Source organism: Mycobacterium zoologicum (assembly GCF_020181635.2).
Taxonomy (GTDB): Bacteria; Actinomycetota; Actinomycetes; order Mycobacteriales; family Mycobacteriaceae; genus Mycobacterium; species Mycobacterium zoologicum.
The window spans coordinates 178,265-192,528 of record NZ_JAYJJS010000005.1 but is presented as its reverse complement, the minus strand read 5'-3'; the positions used below and the strand labels follow the sequence as shown (position 1 = coordinate 192,528).

At 69.0% G+C, this 14,264-nt stretch carries 17 protein-coding genes; 10 read left to right on the top strand and 7 right to left on the bottom strand.

The genetic code is table 11. The annotated features are described in order from the left end of the window. Positions 1-20 precede the first annotated feature (20 nt). Complete coding sequence (fbaA, locus tag K6T84_RS06420) at positions 21-1,052, top strand: class II fructose-bisphosphate aldolase (RefSeq protein WP_224864185.1); 1,032 nt, start codon at positions 21-23, stop codon at positions 1,050-1,052. Between the two features lie 60 nt (positions 1,053-1,112). Here the strand turns inward: fbaA and K6T84_RS06415 are convergent, their stop codons facing one another. Continuing rightward, on the bottom strand, positions 1,113-1,916 hold the full coding sequence (locus tag K6T84_RS06415) for an Rv0361 family membrane protein (RefSeq protein ID WP_224864186.1): 804 nt from the start codon (positions 1,914-1,916) through the stop codon (positions 1,113-1,115). 117 nt (positions 1,917-2,033) lie between these two features. Here K6T84_RS06415 and K6T84_RS06410 point away from each other — a divergent pair, with 117 nt between their 5' ends. After that, complete coding sequence (locus tag K6T84_RS06410) at positions 2,034-2,450, top strand: DUF3151 domain-containing protein (RefSeq protein WP_225401226.1); 417 nt, start codon at positions 2,034-2,036, stop codon at positions 2,448-2,450. A 19-nt stretch (positions 2,451-2,469) separates the two neighbouring features. On the opposite strand, the gene K6T84_RS06405 is transcribed toward K6T84_RS06410, so the two are convergent. Further along, positions 2,470-3,357, bottom strand: coding sequence for a cation diffusion facilitator family transporter (locus K6T84_RS06405; RefSeq protein WP_224864188.1), 888 nt, complete (start codon positions 3,355-3,357; stop codon positions 2,470-2,472). Here K6T84_RS06405 and K6T84_RS06400 point away from each other — a divergent pair. After that, positions 3,356-3,571 carry a hypothetical protein gene (locus K6T84_RS06400; RefSeq protein ID WP_224864189.1) on the top strand — a complete coding sequence of 72 codons (216 nt, stop codon included), beginning with the start codon at positions 3,356-3,358 and terminating at the stop codon, positions 3,569-3,571. The two genes, K6T84_RS06405 and K6T84_RS06400, sit on opposite strands and share 2 nt — an antisense overlap. A 12-nt stretch (positions 3,572-3,583) precedes the next feature. Here the strand turns inward: K6T84_RS06400 and K6T84_RS06395 are convergent, their stop codons facing one another. Next, entirely contained in the window at positions 3,584-4,369 is a 786-nt protein-coding gene (locus tag K6T84_RS06395) for a site-2 protease family protein (RefSeq protein WP_224864190.1), read from the bottom strand. A 10-nt stretch (positions 4,370-4,379) separates the two neighbouring features. Beyond that, positions 4,380-5,051 carry a peptidase M50 gene (locus tag K6T84_RS06390; protein WP_408066062.1) on the bottom strand — a complete coding sequence of 224 codons (672 nt, stop codon included), beginning with the start codon at positions 5,049-5,051 and terminating at the stop codon, positions 4,380-4,382. Between the two features lie 76 nt (positions 5,052-5,127). Between K6T84_RS06390 and K6T84_RS06385 the strand changes: the two genes are divergently transcribed. The 4 genes from K6T84_RS06385 to K6T84_RS06370 are packed head-to-tail and all read left to right on the top strand — an operon-like array spanning position 5,128 to position 8,944. Further along, the gene (locus tag K6T84_RS06385) at positions 5,128-6,426 is read left to right on the top strand and encodes an adenylosuccinate synthase (protein ID WP_224864191.1); all 1,299 of its coding nucleotides are present in this window, start codon (positions 5,128-5,130) and stop codon (positions 6,424-6,426) included. Then, positions 6,423-7,055: a PaaI family thioesterase gene (locus K6T84_RS06380; protein ID WP_224864192.1), complete on the top strand. Its 633-nt coding sequence runs from the start codon at positions 6,423-6,425 to the stop codon at positions 7,053-7,055. The genes K6T84_RS06385 and K6T84_RS06380 overlap by 4 nt, the downstream gene beginning before the upstream one ends. A gap of 51 nt (positions 7,056-7,106) precedes the next feature. Next, the gene (locus tag K6T84_RS06375; protein ID WP_225401227.1) at positions 7,107-8,357 is read left to right on the top strand and encodes a DUF4226 domain-containing protein; all 1,251 of its coding nucleotides are present in this window, start codon (positions 7,107-7,109) and stop codon (positions 8,355-8,357) included. A gap of 14 nt (positions 8,358-8,371) precedes the next feature. Continuing rightward, a complete protein-coding gene (locus tag K6T84_RS06370) occupies positions 8,372-8,944 on the top strand; it encodes a hypothetical protein (protein WP_408066061.1) in 573 nt (190 codons plus the stop codon). Positions 8,945-8,955: 11 nt separating this feature from the next. Here the strand turns inward: K6T84_RS06370 and K6T84_RS06365 are convergent, their stop codons facing one another. Both K6T84_RS06365 and K6T84_RS06360 read right to left on the bottom strand, forming a co-directional pair. Further along, positions 8,956-9,315 carry a DoxX family protein gene (locus tag K6T84_RS06365; protein WP_225401228.1) on the bottom strand — a complete coding sequence of 120 codons (360 nt, stop codon included), beginning with the start codon at positions 9,313-9,315 and terminating at the stop codon, positions 8,956-8,958. 24 nt (positions 9,316-9,339) lie between these two features. Beyond that, the gene (locus tag K6T84_RS06360) at positions 9,340-10,941 is read right to left on the bottom strand and encodes a Na+/H+ antiporter (protein ID WP_225401229.1); all 1,602 of its coding nucleotides are present in this window, start codon (positions 10,939-10,941) and stop codon (positions 9,340-9,342) included. 75 nt (positions 10,942-11,016) lie between these two features. Between K6T84_RS06360 and purT the strand changes: the two genes are divergently transcribed. Genes purT through K6T84_RS06345 form a run of 3 tightly spaced genes read left to right on the top strand, consistent with a single transcriptional unit; the run spans position 11,017 to position 13,961 of the window. Further along, positions 11,017-12,273: a formate-dependent phosphoribosylglycinamide formyltransferase gene (gene purT / locus K6T84_RS06355; protein ID WP_225401230.1), complete on the top strand. Its 1,257-nt coding sequence runs from the start codon at positions 11,017-11,019 to the stop codon at positions 12,271-12,273. Positions 12,274-12,318: 45 nt separating this feature from the next. Next, a complete protein-coding gene (locus K6T84_RS06350; protein ID WP_224864196.1) occupies positions 12,319-12,723 on the top strand; it encodes a rhodanese-like domain-containing protein in 405 nt (134 codons plus the stop codon). Beyond that, a complete protein-coding gene (locus K6T84_RS06345; protein ID WP_224864197.1) occupies positions 12,720-13,961 on the top strand; it encodes an O-succinylhomoserine sulfhydrylase in 1,242 nt (413 codons plus the stop codon). The genes K6T84_RS06350 and K6T84_RS06345 overlap by 4 nt, the downstream gene beginning before the upstream one ends. Here the strand turns inward: K6T84_RS06345 and K6T84_RS06340 are convergent. Then, a complete protein-coding gene (locus K6T84_RS06340; RefSeq protein WP_408066060.1) occupies positions 13,958-14,251 on the bottom strand; it encodes a hypothetical protein in 294 nt (97 codons plus the stop codon). The genes K6T84_RS06345 and K6T84_RS06340 overlap by 4 nt on opposite strands. Positions 14,252-14,264: the final 13 nt, after the last annotated feature.

Genomic DNA, 14,264 nt, shown 5'->3' with positions numbered 1-14,264 from the left:
AGCCCAGAGGAGACAGTTCCATGCCCATCGCCACGCCTGAGGTCTACGCCGAGATGCTGCGGCGCGCCAAGGAGAACTCGTATGCGTTCCCGGCGATCAACTGCACGTCGTCGGAGACCATCAATGCGGCGATCAAGGGTTTCGCCGACGCCGGCAGCGACGGCATCATCCAGTTCTCGACCGGTGGTGCCGAGTTCGGCTCCGGCCTGGGCGTCAAGGACATGGTGACCGGCGCGGTGGCGCTGGCCGAGTTCACCCACGTGATCGCCGACAAGTACCCGATCAACGTGGCCCTGCACACCGACCACTGCCCCAAGGACAAGCTGGACGGCTTCGTGCGTCCGCTGCTGGCGATCTCGGCTGAGCGCGTCAAGGCCGGCCGCAACCCGCTGTTCCAGTCGCACATGTGGGACGGCTCGGCCGTGCCGATCAAGGAGAACCTGACCATCGCGCAGGAACTGCTGGCCCAGGCCGTGGCCGCCAAGATCATCCTCGAGGTCGAGATCGGCGTCGTGGGCGGTGAAGAGGACGGCGTCGAGGCCGAGATCAACGAGAAGCTCTACACCACTCCCGAGGACTTCGAGAAGACCGTCGCCGCCCTGGGCGCCGGCGACAAGGGCCAATACCTGCTGGCCGCCACCTTCGGCAACGTCCACGGCGTCTACAAGCCCGGCAACGTCAAGCTGCGCCCGGACATCCTGGCCGAGGGCCAGAAGGTGGCCTCGGCCAAGCTGGGTCTGGCCGAGGGCTCCAAGCCCTTCGACTTCGTCTTCCACGGCGGTTCGGGCTCGCTGAAGTCCGAGATCGAGGAGGCGCTGCGCTACGGGGTGGTGAAGATGAACGTCGACACCGACACCCAGTACGCGTTCACCCGCCCGCTGGCCGCGCACATGTTCACCAACTACGACGGCGTGCTCAAGGTCGACGGCGAGGTGGGCAACAAGAAGGTCTACGACCCGCGCAGCTACCTCAAGAAGGCCGAGGCCGCCATGACCGAGCGTGTCATCGAGGCCTGCAACGACCTGCACAGCGCCGGCAAAGCCCTGAGCTGAGGCGCTACCCGCCGTGCCTGATGCGGCGGGCCAGCTTCGGCTCTCCTTCGTCGAGCCTCGCTACCCGCCGTGCGACTGGCAGATCTTCCACTGGTCGTCGCGGAACTGCAGGTCGAAGCTGCGGGTTGAGCGCACCCGCGGCTCGTAGGCCATGAACGCGGTGACGTTGGCCTCGGCGTGGCCGTCGTTGACCACCACCTCGTCGATGCTGGCCACCACCGGATACTGTTTGGCCGCCGCGATCCGCTGGTAGGTGTCGTCCCACGCCTTCTGGTCATAGTTGACGTAGCGGTCGCGGATGTCCCCGCAGGTCAGGCTGCGCAGCGAGGCCAGGTCGCCGTTCTGCATGGCCAGGTCGAAGTTCTGGATGGTCCCGCGGACCTTCTCCTCCTGCGAGGCGGCCTCGCGGGAGTCGCGGGTCAGGAAAAGCGTGGCCATCACGGCGATCACCGCCAGCGCCAGGATGATCAGGAGCAGCGCGATCACCCAGCCCCAGCTGCGGGAGACGGTGGTGGGCAGCCGGCCGCTGAAACGGCCCGGAATCTGTTGCGGTATCGCCTTTCCCGGATCGACCCCCCGGTGAGCGATCAATTCGGTCTCCGCGTCACCCACCGACGGGATGACCTCGGTCTGCCCGGCGTCGAACCCGGGCGCGGTGAACCGGCGCTCCGGAGTGCCGTCGGCGGCGGGCTCCTTGGGCTCGGTGGCGATCACCTCGGTGACGGCCTCGTCCGCCGGGGCCTGCGCGGCTGCCTCGGGGAGGACGGCCGTGGCGGCCTCGTCACCGTCGGGCTGCTCGGCGGGAGCCGCGGCTGCGGTGTCCTCGGTCGGCTCGGTGTTGTCCGGTTCCGGTGGGTTCGGCATGAGTGGCTGATCCTCCAATGTCCGCCGGCTGATTCGGATCGGCTGGCGCTAGCTTACTGAGCGAGGTGCCGGCTTGCGGGAGTGGCTGGCCATGCACGGCACGGCACAATGGATGATGTGCCTGTCACTGGTGATCTCCTGCGCCCCGATCCGATCTTGCTGCCCGGCGACCCCGCCGCCGAGGCCGGCCTGCGGGCCAACCAGGATCCCACGGCTGTCGCGGCGGCGCATCCGGCTGCCTCGGTGGCGTGGGCGGCGCTGGCCGAAGCGGCATTGGCCGAGGACAAAGCCGTCACCGCCTACGCCTACGCGCGCACCGGTTACCACCGGGGCCTGGACCAGCTGCGCTGCAACGGGTGGAAGGGCTACGGTCCGGTGCCGTACGCGCATGAGCCCAACCGTGGCTTCTTGCGATGTGTGGCCGCGCTGGCGCGAGCCGCCGAGACCATCGGGGAGGCCGACGAGCGGGTGCGCTGCCTGGCTCTGCTCGACGACTGCGATCCCGGCGCCCGCTCTGCGCTGGGGCTGAGCTGACCCACGGCGCACCTAGGCATCAGCAGCCGATGGGGCAGTCGCCGCCGTGCCCGTCCGGTTCCACCTGCACGGTGGCGTGGGTCAGCCCGCGTGAGGCCAGCACGGCGCGCGCCTGATCGAGCACCCGGCCGGCGTCGGCGGCGGTGCGCAGGTGCGCGGTGGCCATGTCCTGGCCGGGAACCAGGGTCCAGACGTGCAGGTCGTGGACGTCGGTGACGCCGTCGACGGCGACCAGGGCCGCCCGCAGTTCGTCGACGTCGATGTGGCTGGGGGAGGCCTCCGACAGGATCCGCAGCGCCGCCCCGGCCAGCGCGAACGCCCGCGGCAGCACCCACACCGCGACGAACACCGCGACGACGACGTCGGCGTAGGGCCAGTCGGTGGTGACCGTGACGATGCCGGCGATCAGCACGCCGACGTTGCCGACGGTGTCGGCCACCACCTCCAGGTAGGCGCCCTTGACCGCCAGGCTGTTCGCCGAGTGCGACCGCAGCAGCAGCATGACCACGACGTTGATCACCATGCCGGCGATCGCGACGACGATCATCGGCACACCGGGCACGTCCGGCGCGGTGCCGATCCGGCGGATCGCCTCGGTGAGGATGAAGGTCGCCACCCCGATCAACAGCACCGCGTTGGCCACGGCGGTGAACACCTCGGCGCGATGCCAGCCGTAGGTGCGCGACGGCGACGTGCTGCCGCGCCGGGCCAGCATCACCGCCACCACCCCCATGAACAGCGCGGCCAGGTCGGTGAGCAGATGCCCGGCATCGGCCAGCAGCGCGATCGAGTTGATCGTGATAGCGGTGGCCAGCTCGATGGCGAAGAACGCGGTCAGGATCACCGCGGCGACGACCATCCGGGACAGCCGCGAGTCGCGGTGGATGTGGTCGTGGCCAGCGCTCATGGCTAGCAAATATATGCGGTGCGGCGGTCGCTCACGGTTCGTACTCTTCGAGGTCGGACAGCGGGTCCCTGCCGAGAACCGGCAAGTCGTCCGGCCGTCGCAGCTGTTCTACAGCTATTACAAGACCGGTGACATCCCGGACGGTTATGTGTTGCGTCCGGAGCAGGGCTTCAACCGCGACGACACCAGCATCGACCTACGCGAACTCACGTAGCCGGCTCGGAACTCAGAGCCAGGCGCTCCAGAACTGCGTCAGCGACATCCCCCACGACACCAGCAGCCGCGGCACGCCGAACAGGTCGAAGAACCACAGCACCAGTCCGAAGAACTTCTGGTTCAGCACCGGCGATAAGACCAGCAGCATCAGCAACACCAACATGCCCCACTGCTGGAACGGCGCCACCGCGCGCCGGGTCGCCGGGCTCAGGTGCGGCTCCAGTGCGCCGTAGCCGTCCAGCCCGGGCACCGGCAGCAGGTTCAGCAACAGCGCGGTGACCTGGAGGAAACCCAGAAAAGCCACGCCCGAGAAGAACACCGGGTGCACCGGGTCGTAGAAAAGCCGGGCGGCGCCCAGCAGTCCCAGGGCCAGCACCAGGTTGGCGGCCGGGCCGGCCAGGCTGACCAGCGTGCGTTGCCGCGGCGACATGAAAGCCGTCTGCACGTACACCGCCCCGCCCGGAAGCCCGATGCCGCCCAACGCGATGAACAGCAGCGGCAACACCAGCGACAGTCCCGGATGGGTGTAGCGCAGCGGGTTGAGGGTCAGATAACCGCGCATCGCCGCGCCGTGGTCGCCGAACCGAAAGGCCGTGTAGGCGTGGCCGAACTCGTGCAGGCACAGCGACACCAGCCAGCCGGCGATCACGAACACGAACACCCCGGCATAGGCGATCGGGCTGATGTCCTCGGCCGCCCGCCAGGCCAGCACTCCGCCCAGGCCCGCGAGCGCCACCAGGGCCACAAAGATCGGGCTGGGCCGTACGGCCTGGCCGCGCAGTGGATGCACGTTCACGCCCGTGAACCTATCGGACCAGCAGCCAGTCCTCGATATGCCGATAGAACGTCGAGCGTTTCACCGTGCGGGTGCTGTAGATCCCGTCGCGCACCACCAGGGCGCCGGTGGTGCCCAACTGCGCCGCCCGGCCCGTCGCCCAGCGGCGCACCCGGCCGCGCCGGGCGGGTACCCCGGCCCGCAGCCCCGGGGGAGCTGAGATCGGTTCGATCCGGACTCCAGCGACCTCGCCGTCGAACAGCACGGTGTCATCGACGATGCCCTCCCCGCGCAGCAACTCGGTGCCGTCCACCGGCAGCCAGCGGCCGGCGCCCACCAGGGCGGTGCCGGCGTCGTCGCGGATCAGCGGCACCTGCCCGGCCACCCCCTGTCGGGCCCGCCGTGCCGCCCGCCAGCCGGCCGGCAGCCGATAGACCCTGGTAGCCGGCGTGCGGCGCTGCGCCACGTAGCCCACTTCGATGTCGAGCCGGTCGGCGCGCAGCAGCCGGGTCAGCACCCGGGCCAGGTCGGTGTCGGCGCCCACGACCACCAGGCGGCGGTACCGGCCGATCGCCGCATCGAGGGTCTCGGTGAAGGTCTCGTCGTCCACCGACACCGTCGTCAACCCCCGCAGCGGACGCGGCACGGGCCGCCCGGCAAACACCAGTACGGCGGCTTCGGGGGCGTTCGCGGCGTTCAACACGCTCCTTGTGAATCACTTGGGATAGGCTCAGTCACCGGCTGGACCACAGTAAGCCAAGACAGTTAGCGAGAATTCCATGCCGGCAATCGTCGTCATCGGCGCCCAGTGGGGCGACGAGGGCAAAGGAAAAGCCACCGACCTACTCGGCGAACGAGTTCAGTGGGTGGTGCGCTATCAGGGCGGCAACAACGCCGGCCACACCGTCGTACTGCCCACCGGGGAGAACTTCGCGCTGCACCTCATCCCGTCCGGGGTGCTGTCGCCGCATGTCACCAACATCATCGGCAACGGTGTGGTGGTGGACCCCGGCGTGCTCCTCGACGAGCTGGCAGGCTTGGAGAACCGCGGCGTGGACACCTCGAGGCTGCTGATCTCCGCCGATGCCCACCTGCTGATGCCCTATCACGTGGCCATCGACAAGGTGACCGAGCGCTACATGGGCAGCAAGAAGATCGGCACCACCGGCCGTGGCATCGGGCCCTGCTACCAGGACAAGATCGCCCGGATCGGGATCCGGGTGGCCGACGTGCTCGATCAAGAGTCACTGGCGCAGAAGATCGAGGCCGCGTGCGAGTTCAAGAATCAGGTGCTGGTCAAGATCTACAACCGCAAGGCGCTGGATCCCGCACAGATCGTCGAGGATCTGCTGGCGCAGGCCGAGGGCTTCAAGCACCGCATCGCCGACACCGCGCTGGTGTTGGGCGCCGCTCTGGACCGCGGCGAGAACGTGCTGCTGGAAGGCTCGCAGGGCACTCTGCTCGATGTCGACCACGGCACCTACCCCTATGTCACCTCGAGCAACCCGACCGCGGGCGGTGCCGCCGTGGGCTCCGGGGTCGGACCCACTCGCATCACCACGGTGCTGGGCATCCTGAAGGCCTACACCACCCGGGTGGGCTCGGGGCCGTTCCCTACCGAGCTGTTCGACGCCTCCGGCGAGTACCTGTCCAAGACCGGCGGCGAGGTGGGCGTGACCACCGGGCGTCAGCGGCGCTGCGGATGGTTCGACGCGGTGATCGCCCGCTACGCCACCCGGGTCAACGGCATCACCGACTACTTCCTGACCAAGCTGGATGTGTTGTCCTCTCTGGAGACCGTGCCGGTCTGCGTCGGCTACACCATCGACGGCAAGCGCACCGACGAGCTGCCGATGACCCAGGAAGAATTCGCCCGCGCCGAACCGGTCTACGAAGAGCTGCCCGGCTGGTGGGAGGACATCTCTAACGCGCGCACCTTCGAAGATCTGCCGGCCAACGCGCGCGACTACGTGTCACGGGTGGAAGAAATTGCCGGAGCGCAGGTTTCGTGCATCGGGGTAGGCCCCGGCCGGGAGCAGACCATCGTGCGCCGTGATGTCGTTCGAGACCGCGCGTGAGCGAGAGCGCCGAATCCGATCAGGATTACGCCAGCCAGGGTGGGTTCCCGGATTTCGCCGTCGTCGACCCGAGTGCGGGCTTCGGACGGTTCGTCGCCACCATGCGCCGCCTGCAGGATCTGGCGGTGTCCACCGCACCTGACGACGCCGTCTGGGACGACGCCGCTGACCGTGCCGAGGCGCTGGTGACGCTGCTGGAGAAGTATCCGGCGTCCCAGGCCGTCGCCCCGGCCGGGAGGGCGCCGTCACTGCCGGGCATGGGCAGCCTGCTGCTGCCGCCGTGGAAGATCACCCGCTTCGAGGCCGACGGGGTCTCGATGACGGGGCATTTCAGCCGGTTCCATGTGGGCGGCAACAACGCGGTACACGGTGGGGTGCTGCCGCTGTTGTTCGACTGGATGTTCGGGATGGTGGTGCACGCCGCGAACCGGCCGATCAGCCGGACGGCGTTTCTGCATGTCGACTACCGCAAGGTCACGCCGATCGACACCCCGCTGCTGGTGCACGGCCGGGTGGATCGTGCCGAGGGCCGCAAGGCGTTCATCGGCGCCCAGCTCACCGACACCGACGGCACAGTGCTGGCCGAGGCGCAGGGGCTGATGGTGAAGCTGCTGCCGGGGCAGCCGTAGCCGCGTCGCTTCGGCCTGCCCGACGACGTCGACCTCGGTACCCTTTTTGACATGGCCGACGAGCGAGGTGCCTTCGCCGACGCCGCGCGGGCACGCGAACAGCAGTTGGCGGCGCGGCTGGCGTCCTCGATCAAGCTGGATCAGTCCTTCGAAGAGCTCGTGCGCGGCGCCCACCAGCACAACCTGGCGGCCAGGAACCGTCTGGACGTCATCGAGGCCGAGATCCGCCAGCGTGCCGCCACCTGGCCGGGCCTGGACACCCCCAGCGGTGCCCGCCAGTTCCAGACCTATCTGGTCGGCAAGACCCGCGAGATCCACCAGGTGGTCTCCGATGCCGCCGCCGACAGCAGGCAACGCACGGCGAAGGTGAACGCACTGACCTCGCGCTACTCGATCGGTGGCGAGGTGCCGCAGGCACCGTTGAACATCGACGGCGACAAGCCCGATCCGCAGATCGACGACGCCGCCGGCAAAGTCGACGGCACCCCCGAACAGAAGCACGACGACCTCGGCGCCACCATCCCGGGCACCGGAATCCGGCTCGGCGGTGACGGTGACAACAGAGACGGCCACACCGGGTACCCGCAGATACACATTCCCGGTGTGTACGACGGCGACAATCCACTACCGGTTCGTCGTGACGCCAACGGGGCGCCCCTGGAGCGGCCGCTGCCGACCGGTACCGCGCTGGGGCCCAACGGCGAGCACTACGGGCTGTATGCCATGGTTCCCTACGACTCCAAGGGCTTCACCGCGCCGGACACCGTCATCGTGGATCTGGCGAATCCGAGCAAGGTCGTGGGAACGCTCAGCGGTGTCTCGCAGGCCAGCGGTGCGTTTGACAAGGCGACCGGACAGATGGTCGTCATCGGGAATACGCCCACCGGCCAGCGGGCGATGTGGACGTCGGAACCCGTTGCGCAGAACCCGAATTGGATAGCCAGTGCGAACGCCGCTCAGCCCAGGGTGTTCACCGGGGCCATGGACGGAAACCGCGAGAGCCAGATCGTTGCGATGCCGCAGGGCGGCATGATGGTGGTCGGCGCCACCGGTGGCGGGCCGGTGCAGGCCGTCGTCGCCGCCACGCCGGACGGCCTGTTGGGCGCCCAGCCTCATGTCGTGTCCGGTCTGATCCCCGACGAGATCGGTCCGGGCTGGACCTACGGGCCCACCGTCACCGACTTCAACTACAACCCGGACACCGGACGATGGGATGCGCACCTGCGGGTGAGCACCTGGACCGGTGGCCTGGAGAACTACAACCCCAAAACCTATGGCGTGACGGTCGGCGGCACCAATTGACTCAGGAGGTTTCGATGGGAATTCGTTCGGTAGCAAGAGTTTTCGCCGTACCTGTGGCAGCGGCGGCGCTGATGGCCGGTGGTCTGCCGGCGAATGCCGGTGCGCAACCGGGGTTTCCCGACCTGAGCGGGTTCAGTGCGGTTCCGGTCGACGACTACTTCGTGAGCCTTCGGCCGGGCACCGCCCGGATGGTCAACTTCTCCACCCCCTACAACACCGTGTGCAACTTCTACGGCGGTGAATCGGCGCCGGCCGGACCCACCCAGGGCCTGCACTGCCAGGGGGAAATGCCTGGCATGCAAGAGGTTCCGTTCCTGGGCTCGGAGCGGCCCGCAGCGGGTGACTGCGTCGTCGGCGCCGTCAACGCGGCGGATTCCGGCTACCAGCTGACCCGGATGTTCTACGGGGGGTGCGACGGCAACCCGCCCGCCCCGCCGTTCGGCGGCAAGCTGCTGGGGGTGGGTCAGAAGCTGACGTATCTGAACGTGACGTGCGCGGTCGGCGCGAACCAACTGGTCGCCTGTTCGGACACCACCAGCGGCGACCACGGATTCGTGCTGCAGCCGTCCGGCAGCACGGCGTTCTGAGCCGACCGGGGTCAGTCGGCTGCAGGCGGCCCGGCGAGCGTCATCGCCGCGAACAAGGTCAGGAAGAAGGCTGCCGGCGCGGAGTTGGCGATGCTGTCGCGGACCCGGATGTGCGAGCCCACCGCGAGCGCGAAGTACAGGGTCAACGCCGCGGTGGTGACCCGGGCCAGCAACGGGAACCGGCTCGCCGACAGCAGGCCGATCGCCGAGGCGGCCTTGACGAACGGCAAGACCTTGCGGACCTGTGCCGGACACTCCACCTGGTCAAGGGCTTTGGCGATGAACGGCGCCGGGATTGCGCAGGCCACCGCGTCAGCGGCCTGGAAGGCGGCCAGCCCGGCATAGGTTTTCGGCGATGTCAGCACAGTCATATCCCCGACTGTAGGCGCCTGAGGCTAGTCCAGGTTGAGCGTCGCCTCTTCCAGGTCCAACCGGTGCAGCACGGCCCGCAGCACAGAATCATCGATCTGTCCGCGGTCGCGTTCGGCGATCAGCGCCACCCGTTCGGCGGTCAGCATCTCCAGCCGGAGCCGGCGAAACGCCGCGTCGGCGGTCTCGTCGCTGTCATCTTGATCGGGACTCAGACGCCGCAGTCGCTCGCGGGCGGCATTGCGCCGCCGTGCGTTCAGGGCGCGCAACGCGTCGGCGGCCCGCTCACTGGCCGGCGACGGCTCGGTCGTGGCCAGCACCTCGTCGAGCCGGTCGGCGGCGGCCTTGGCCGCCTTGTCCTGGGCGCCGGTCGCGGCGATCGTGTCCGCGCGGTCCTGATCGGTGCTCACCCCCAACCGCCGGATCAGCCACGGCAGCGTCAGCCCGTGCAGCAGCAGGGTACCGATCACCACCACGAACGTCAGGAACACCAGCTGCGGACGGCCCGGGAACCGCTCGCCCGCCAGGGTCGTCAACGGCACACCGAACGCGGCGGCCAGCGACACCACACCGCGCATCCCGGCCCAGGCGAGCACGAGAACCTGTCCGGGCGTCGGGGGTTTCTCGCGCTGACGGATCTTCGGAGACAACACCCGGGGAAGGTAGGCGAAGAAGATCACTCCCACCGCCCGCACCGCCAGCACGGTCGCGAACACCGCCATCGACGCCACGATCAGGCTGGCGAATCGCACCCCGTGCATGTTCTGCACCACCGTCGGCAGTTGCAGCCCGATCAGCAGGAACGCGAACGACTCCAGCATCAGCTGCACCGCCCGCCAGACCGCCTGGTCCTGCAATCGGGTGGCGTAGTGGGCGCGGGTGAATCGCTGGCCGAGGATCAACGCGGCGACCACCACCGCGAGCACGCCGGAGCCGTGGATCTCCTCGGCCACCAGATAGATGACGAAGGGGGCCAGCAGCCCGACAGCGCTCTCCACCACCGGATCGGTCAGCCGGGCGCGGATGACGACGATGATCGACCCGAACACCACCCCCACCACGGTGCCGCCGGCGGCCGCCAGCGCGAACGTCAGCAGGCCCGTGCCCCAGCCCGTCGCCGCACCGATCGCGGCGGCCAGCGCCACTTTGTAGACGGTCAGCGCGGTCGCGTCGTTGAGCAGACTCTCGCCGCCGAGCAGCGTCATGATCCGGCGCGGCAACCCGAGCCGTCGGCCGATCGCGGTGGCCGACACCGCATCCGGCGGCGCCACGATCGCACCCAGGGTGAGCGCAGCGGCCAGGCTCAGATCCGCAACGGTGTAGTAGGCGACCACTCCGACGGCGATAGCGGTAGCCAGCGGCAGCACGACCGCCAGCAGCACGATCGGGCGCTTGTTGTTGCGCATGCTGATGAAGGAGCTCTCCAGGCCGGCCGACCACAGCAGCGGCGGCAGGATCACGAACAGCACCAGATCGGGGGGCAGGGTGATCTCGGGCATCGCCGGTATCAGCCCCACCGCCAGGCCGGTGATCACCAGCACCAGCGGCGCGGACAGCCTGCGGTCGCGTGCGATGGCGGCGATCAGCACTGCGGCCACCAAGGCGCCCAGCAGGGTGACGTTGACCATCGCCGAGCCTCCATCCGTTTTCCCACCTATTGTTGAGCAGCATGCAGCATTGCCTTGGCACGGGAGGGTCCGGCGATGACGGGTGAGGGCGATAACTCGGCGACCGAGCGGCTCGCTGTCGACGGTCCCAGCCGGACCCGGGTGGCGCTGCTGGGCTCCGGGGACATCAGCCGCGAACTGGTGATCGCGCTGCAGCGCCTGGGTGCTGAGGTGGTCGCCGTCGACCGCTACTCCGACGCCCCGCTGCACGCGATCGCCGACCGCGCGCTGGTGGTCGATCTGAGCGACAACGACGAGCTTGCCGCGGCCATCCGGTGGCTGCAGCCGAAGTTCGTGGTGGTCGCCTCCGACATGGTGGCCACCGACGCTCTGAGCGCCGTGGTCGACACCGGGTTCACCGAATTGGTGCCCGCGCTACGGGGCGCTCAACTGGCGGCCGACTACCAGGGCATGCGGCGATTGGCCGCCGACGAGCTCGGGTTGCCCACCGCGCCGTTCTGGTTCGCCGAATCGGTGGAGGAGCTGCGGTCGGTGGCCCAGCACGGCGGATTCCCGATGGCGGTCCGGCCGGCGGTGGGCTCGCTCGGCGGGGGCCATTCGGTGATGGTGCGCGACAGCGACATCGAGCCGGCCTGGCAGCGCGCGGTGGCGGCGGCCGGTCGTGGGGCGCCGGCGCGGGTGCTGGCCGAGACGGTGGTGGAGTTCGACAGCGAGGTCACGCTGCTGGCGGTGCACCGCGACGGGGCAGGAGGTCCGTCGCTGGACTTCTGCGCCCCGATCGGACACCGCAGTGTCGAGGAGCCCAATGGTCAACTGACGGTGGAGTATTGGCAGCCGCACCCGATGAGCCCGGTGGCCTTGGACGCCGCCACGTCGATTGCCGCCCGGGTGGCGCGGGCGCTTGGCGGGCGCGGGCTGTTCGGTGTCGACCTGCTGGTACACGGCGACGAGGTGTACTTCGCCGGGGTCAATGTGCGCCCCTACGATGCCGCGCTGTTGACGTTGCGCACCCAACGATTGTCCGGGTTTGAACTTCAGGCCCGCGCGATTCTGGGGCTGCGGACCGACGCGATCCTGGTCTCGCCCGGCGCCGCCCGGCTGATCTACTCGCGCCGGCCGGACGGTGCCGAGGCGGGCGAGTCCACACCGGTTGAGCGGTCGGCGCTGGCCGACGCGCTCAACGTGACCGAAAGTGACGTGATGGTGTTCGGACATCACGAGGGCCACCCCCGCAGGCGGCTGGGGTTGGCGCTGGCCACCGGGCCCGACGTGACCGTCGCACGAGAGCGGGCCGGGCAGGCCGCGGTGGCGCTGGGCAGGCTGTGGCCGTGACACCCGGCCTGGCGGCGGGCCGCTGCGGATGCAAGACTTCCGCAGGTGAGCTATGCCGGAGATATCACACCTGAGCAGGCCTGGGCGATTCTGCGCGACGACCCGAACGCGACGCTGATCGACGTGCGCACCGACGCCGAATGGCGGTTCGTCGGCCTGCCCGACCTGACCGAGTTGGCCCGCGAGGTGATCTGCATCGAGTGGGTGCACTCCGACGGCAGTCCCAACCTGAACTTCGCGCGCGAGCTGACCTCCCGGGTGTCGGCCGGGCCGGCGGTGTTCCTGTGCCGTTCCGGGAACCGCTCCATCCCCGCAGCCGCAACCGGAACCGCGGCGGGCCTGAACCCGTCCTACAACGTGCTGGACGGCTTCGAGGGCAACCTGGACGAGCACGGCCACCGCGGCGGCACCGGCTGGAAGGCCGTCGGCCTGCCCTGGACGCAGTCGTGAGCGATCCCGAGTCGTCGAGCCTCGCTGAACCGTCGGTCCGCATCCCCAAATCACTGCCCGCCGGCGTCGACCAGGCCACCATCGGGGTACGCGGCGGCCTGCTGCGCTCGCAGTTCGACGAGACCGCCGAGGCGCTGTTCCTCAACTCCGGGTACGTCTATTCGTCTGCGGCGGCCGCCGAGCAGGCGTTCACCGGTGAGATCGACCGGTACGTCTATTCGCGTTACGGCAACCCGACGGTGTCGATGTTCGAGGAGCGCCTGCGGCTGATCGAAGGTGCCCCGGCGTGTTTCGCGACCGCCAGCGGTATGGCGGCGGTGTTCGTCGCGCTCGGTGCACTGCTGGGGGCCGGTGACCGGTTGGTGGCCGCGCGCAGCCTGTTCGGGTCGTGTTTCGTGGTCTGCAACGAGATCCTGCCCCGCTGGGGAGTGGAGACCGTCTTCGTCGACGGCGAAGACCTGGCGCAGTGGGAGCAGGCGCTGTCGGTCCCCACCCAAGCGGTGTTCTTCGAGACCCCGTCCAACCCGATGCAGTCCCTGGTGGACATTGCCGCGGTCACCGAGCTGGCGCACGCCGCCGGCGCAAAGGTGGTGCTGGACAACGTGTTCGCCACCCCTTTGCTGCAGCAGGGCTTTCCGCTCGGGGTGGACGTGGTGGTGTACTCGGGCACCAAACACCTCGACGGGCAGGGCCGGGTGCTGGGCGGAGCGATCCTGGGCGATCAGGACTTCATCGACGGCCCGGTGCAGACCCTGATGCGCCACACCGGCCCGGCGCTCAGTGCGTTCAACGCCTGGCTGTTGCTCAAAGGTCTTGAGACCCTGTCTGTTCGGGTTGACTACGCCAACCGTTCTGCGGCGCGGATCGCGGAGTTCCTCGAGCAGCATCCCGCGGTGCGCTGGGTGCGCTATCCGTTCCTGACCTCGCATCCGCAGTACGACCTGGCGCGCCGGCAGATGTCCGGCGGCGGCACCGTGATCACGTTCGAGCTCAACACCGTCGACAGTGCAGCCAAGCAGCGGGCGTTCGAGGTGCTGGACAGCCTGAAGCTGATCGACATCTCCAACAACCTGGGCGATACGAAATCTCTGATCACCCACCCGGCGACCACCACCCACCGGGCGATGGGGCCCGACGGGCGTGCGGCGATCGGCCTCGGCGACGCGGTGGTGCGGATCTCGGTCGGTCTGGAAGGCACCGAGGACCTGATCGCCGACCTGGATCAGGCTCTGAGTTAGGGCTGCGCCGGTGGTGACTGGTCTGGCGGCGGCTGGCCCGGTTGCGGCGGTGCGTCGGGTGGCGGCGGCGCGTCGGTCGGAATGGCCCCCGCACAGCCGCCCGGTGGCGGTGGTGCGGGCATGATGTTATTGCCGCTGTCGCCGACACAGTCGTAGTTCCATGTCGGCCCGACCCAGCGGTTGCCGCCCATCCACTGATGCCAGTAGGACCCGTCGGGATATTTCTCGCCGTCGCAGACGCGCAGGCGCCCGAATCCCCATTGCCCACCGGGACACCAGTTCTGGGTCAAGTCTGGATCATGC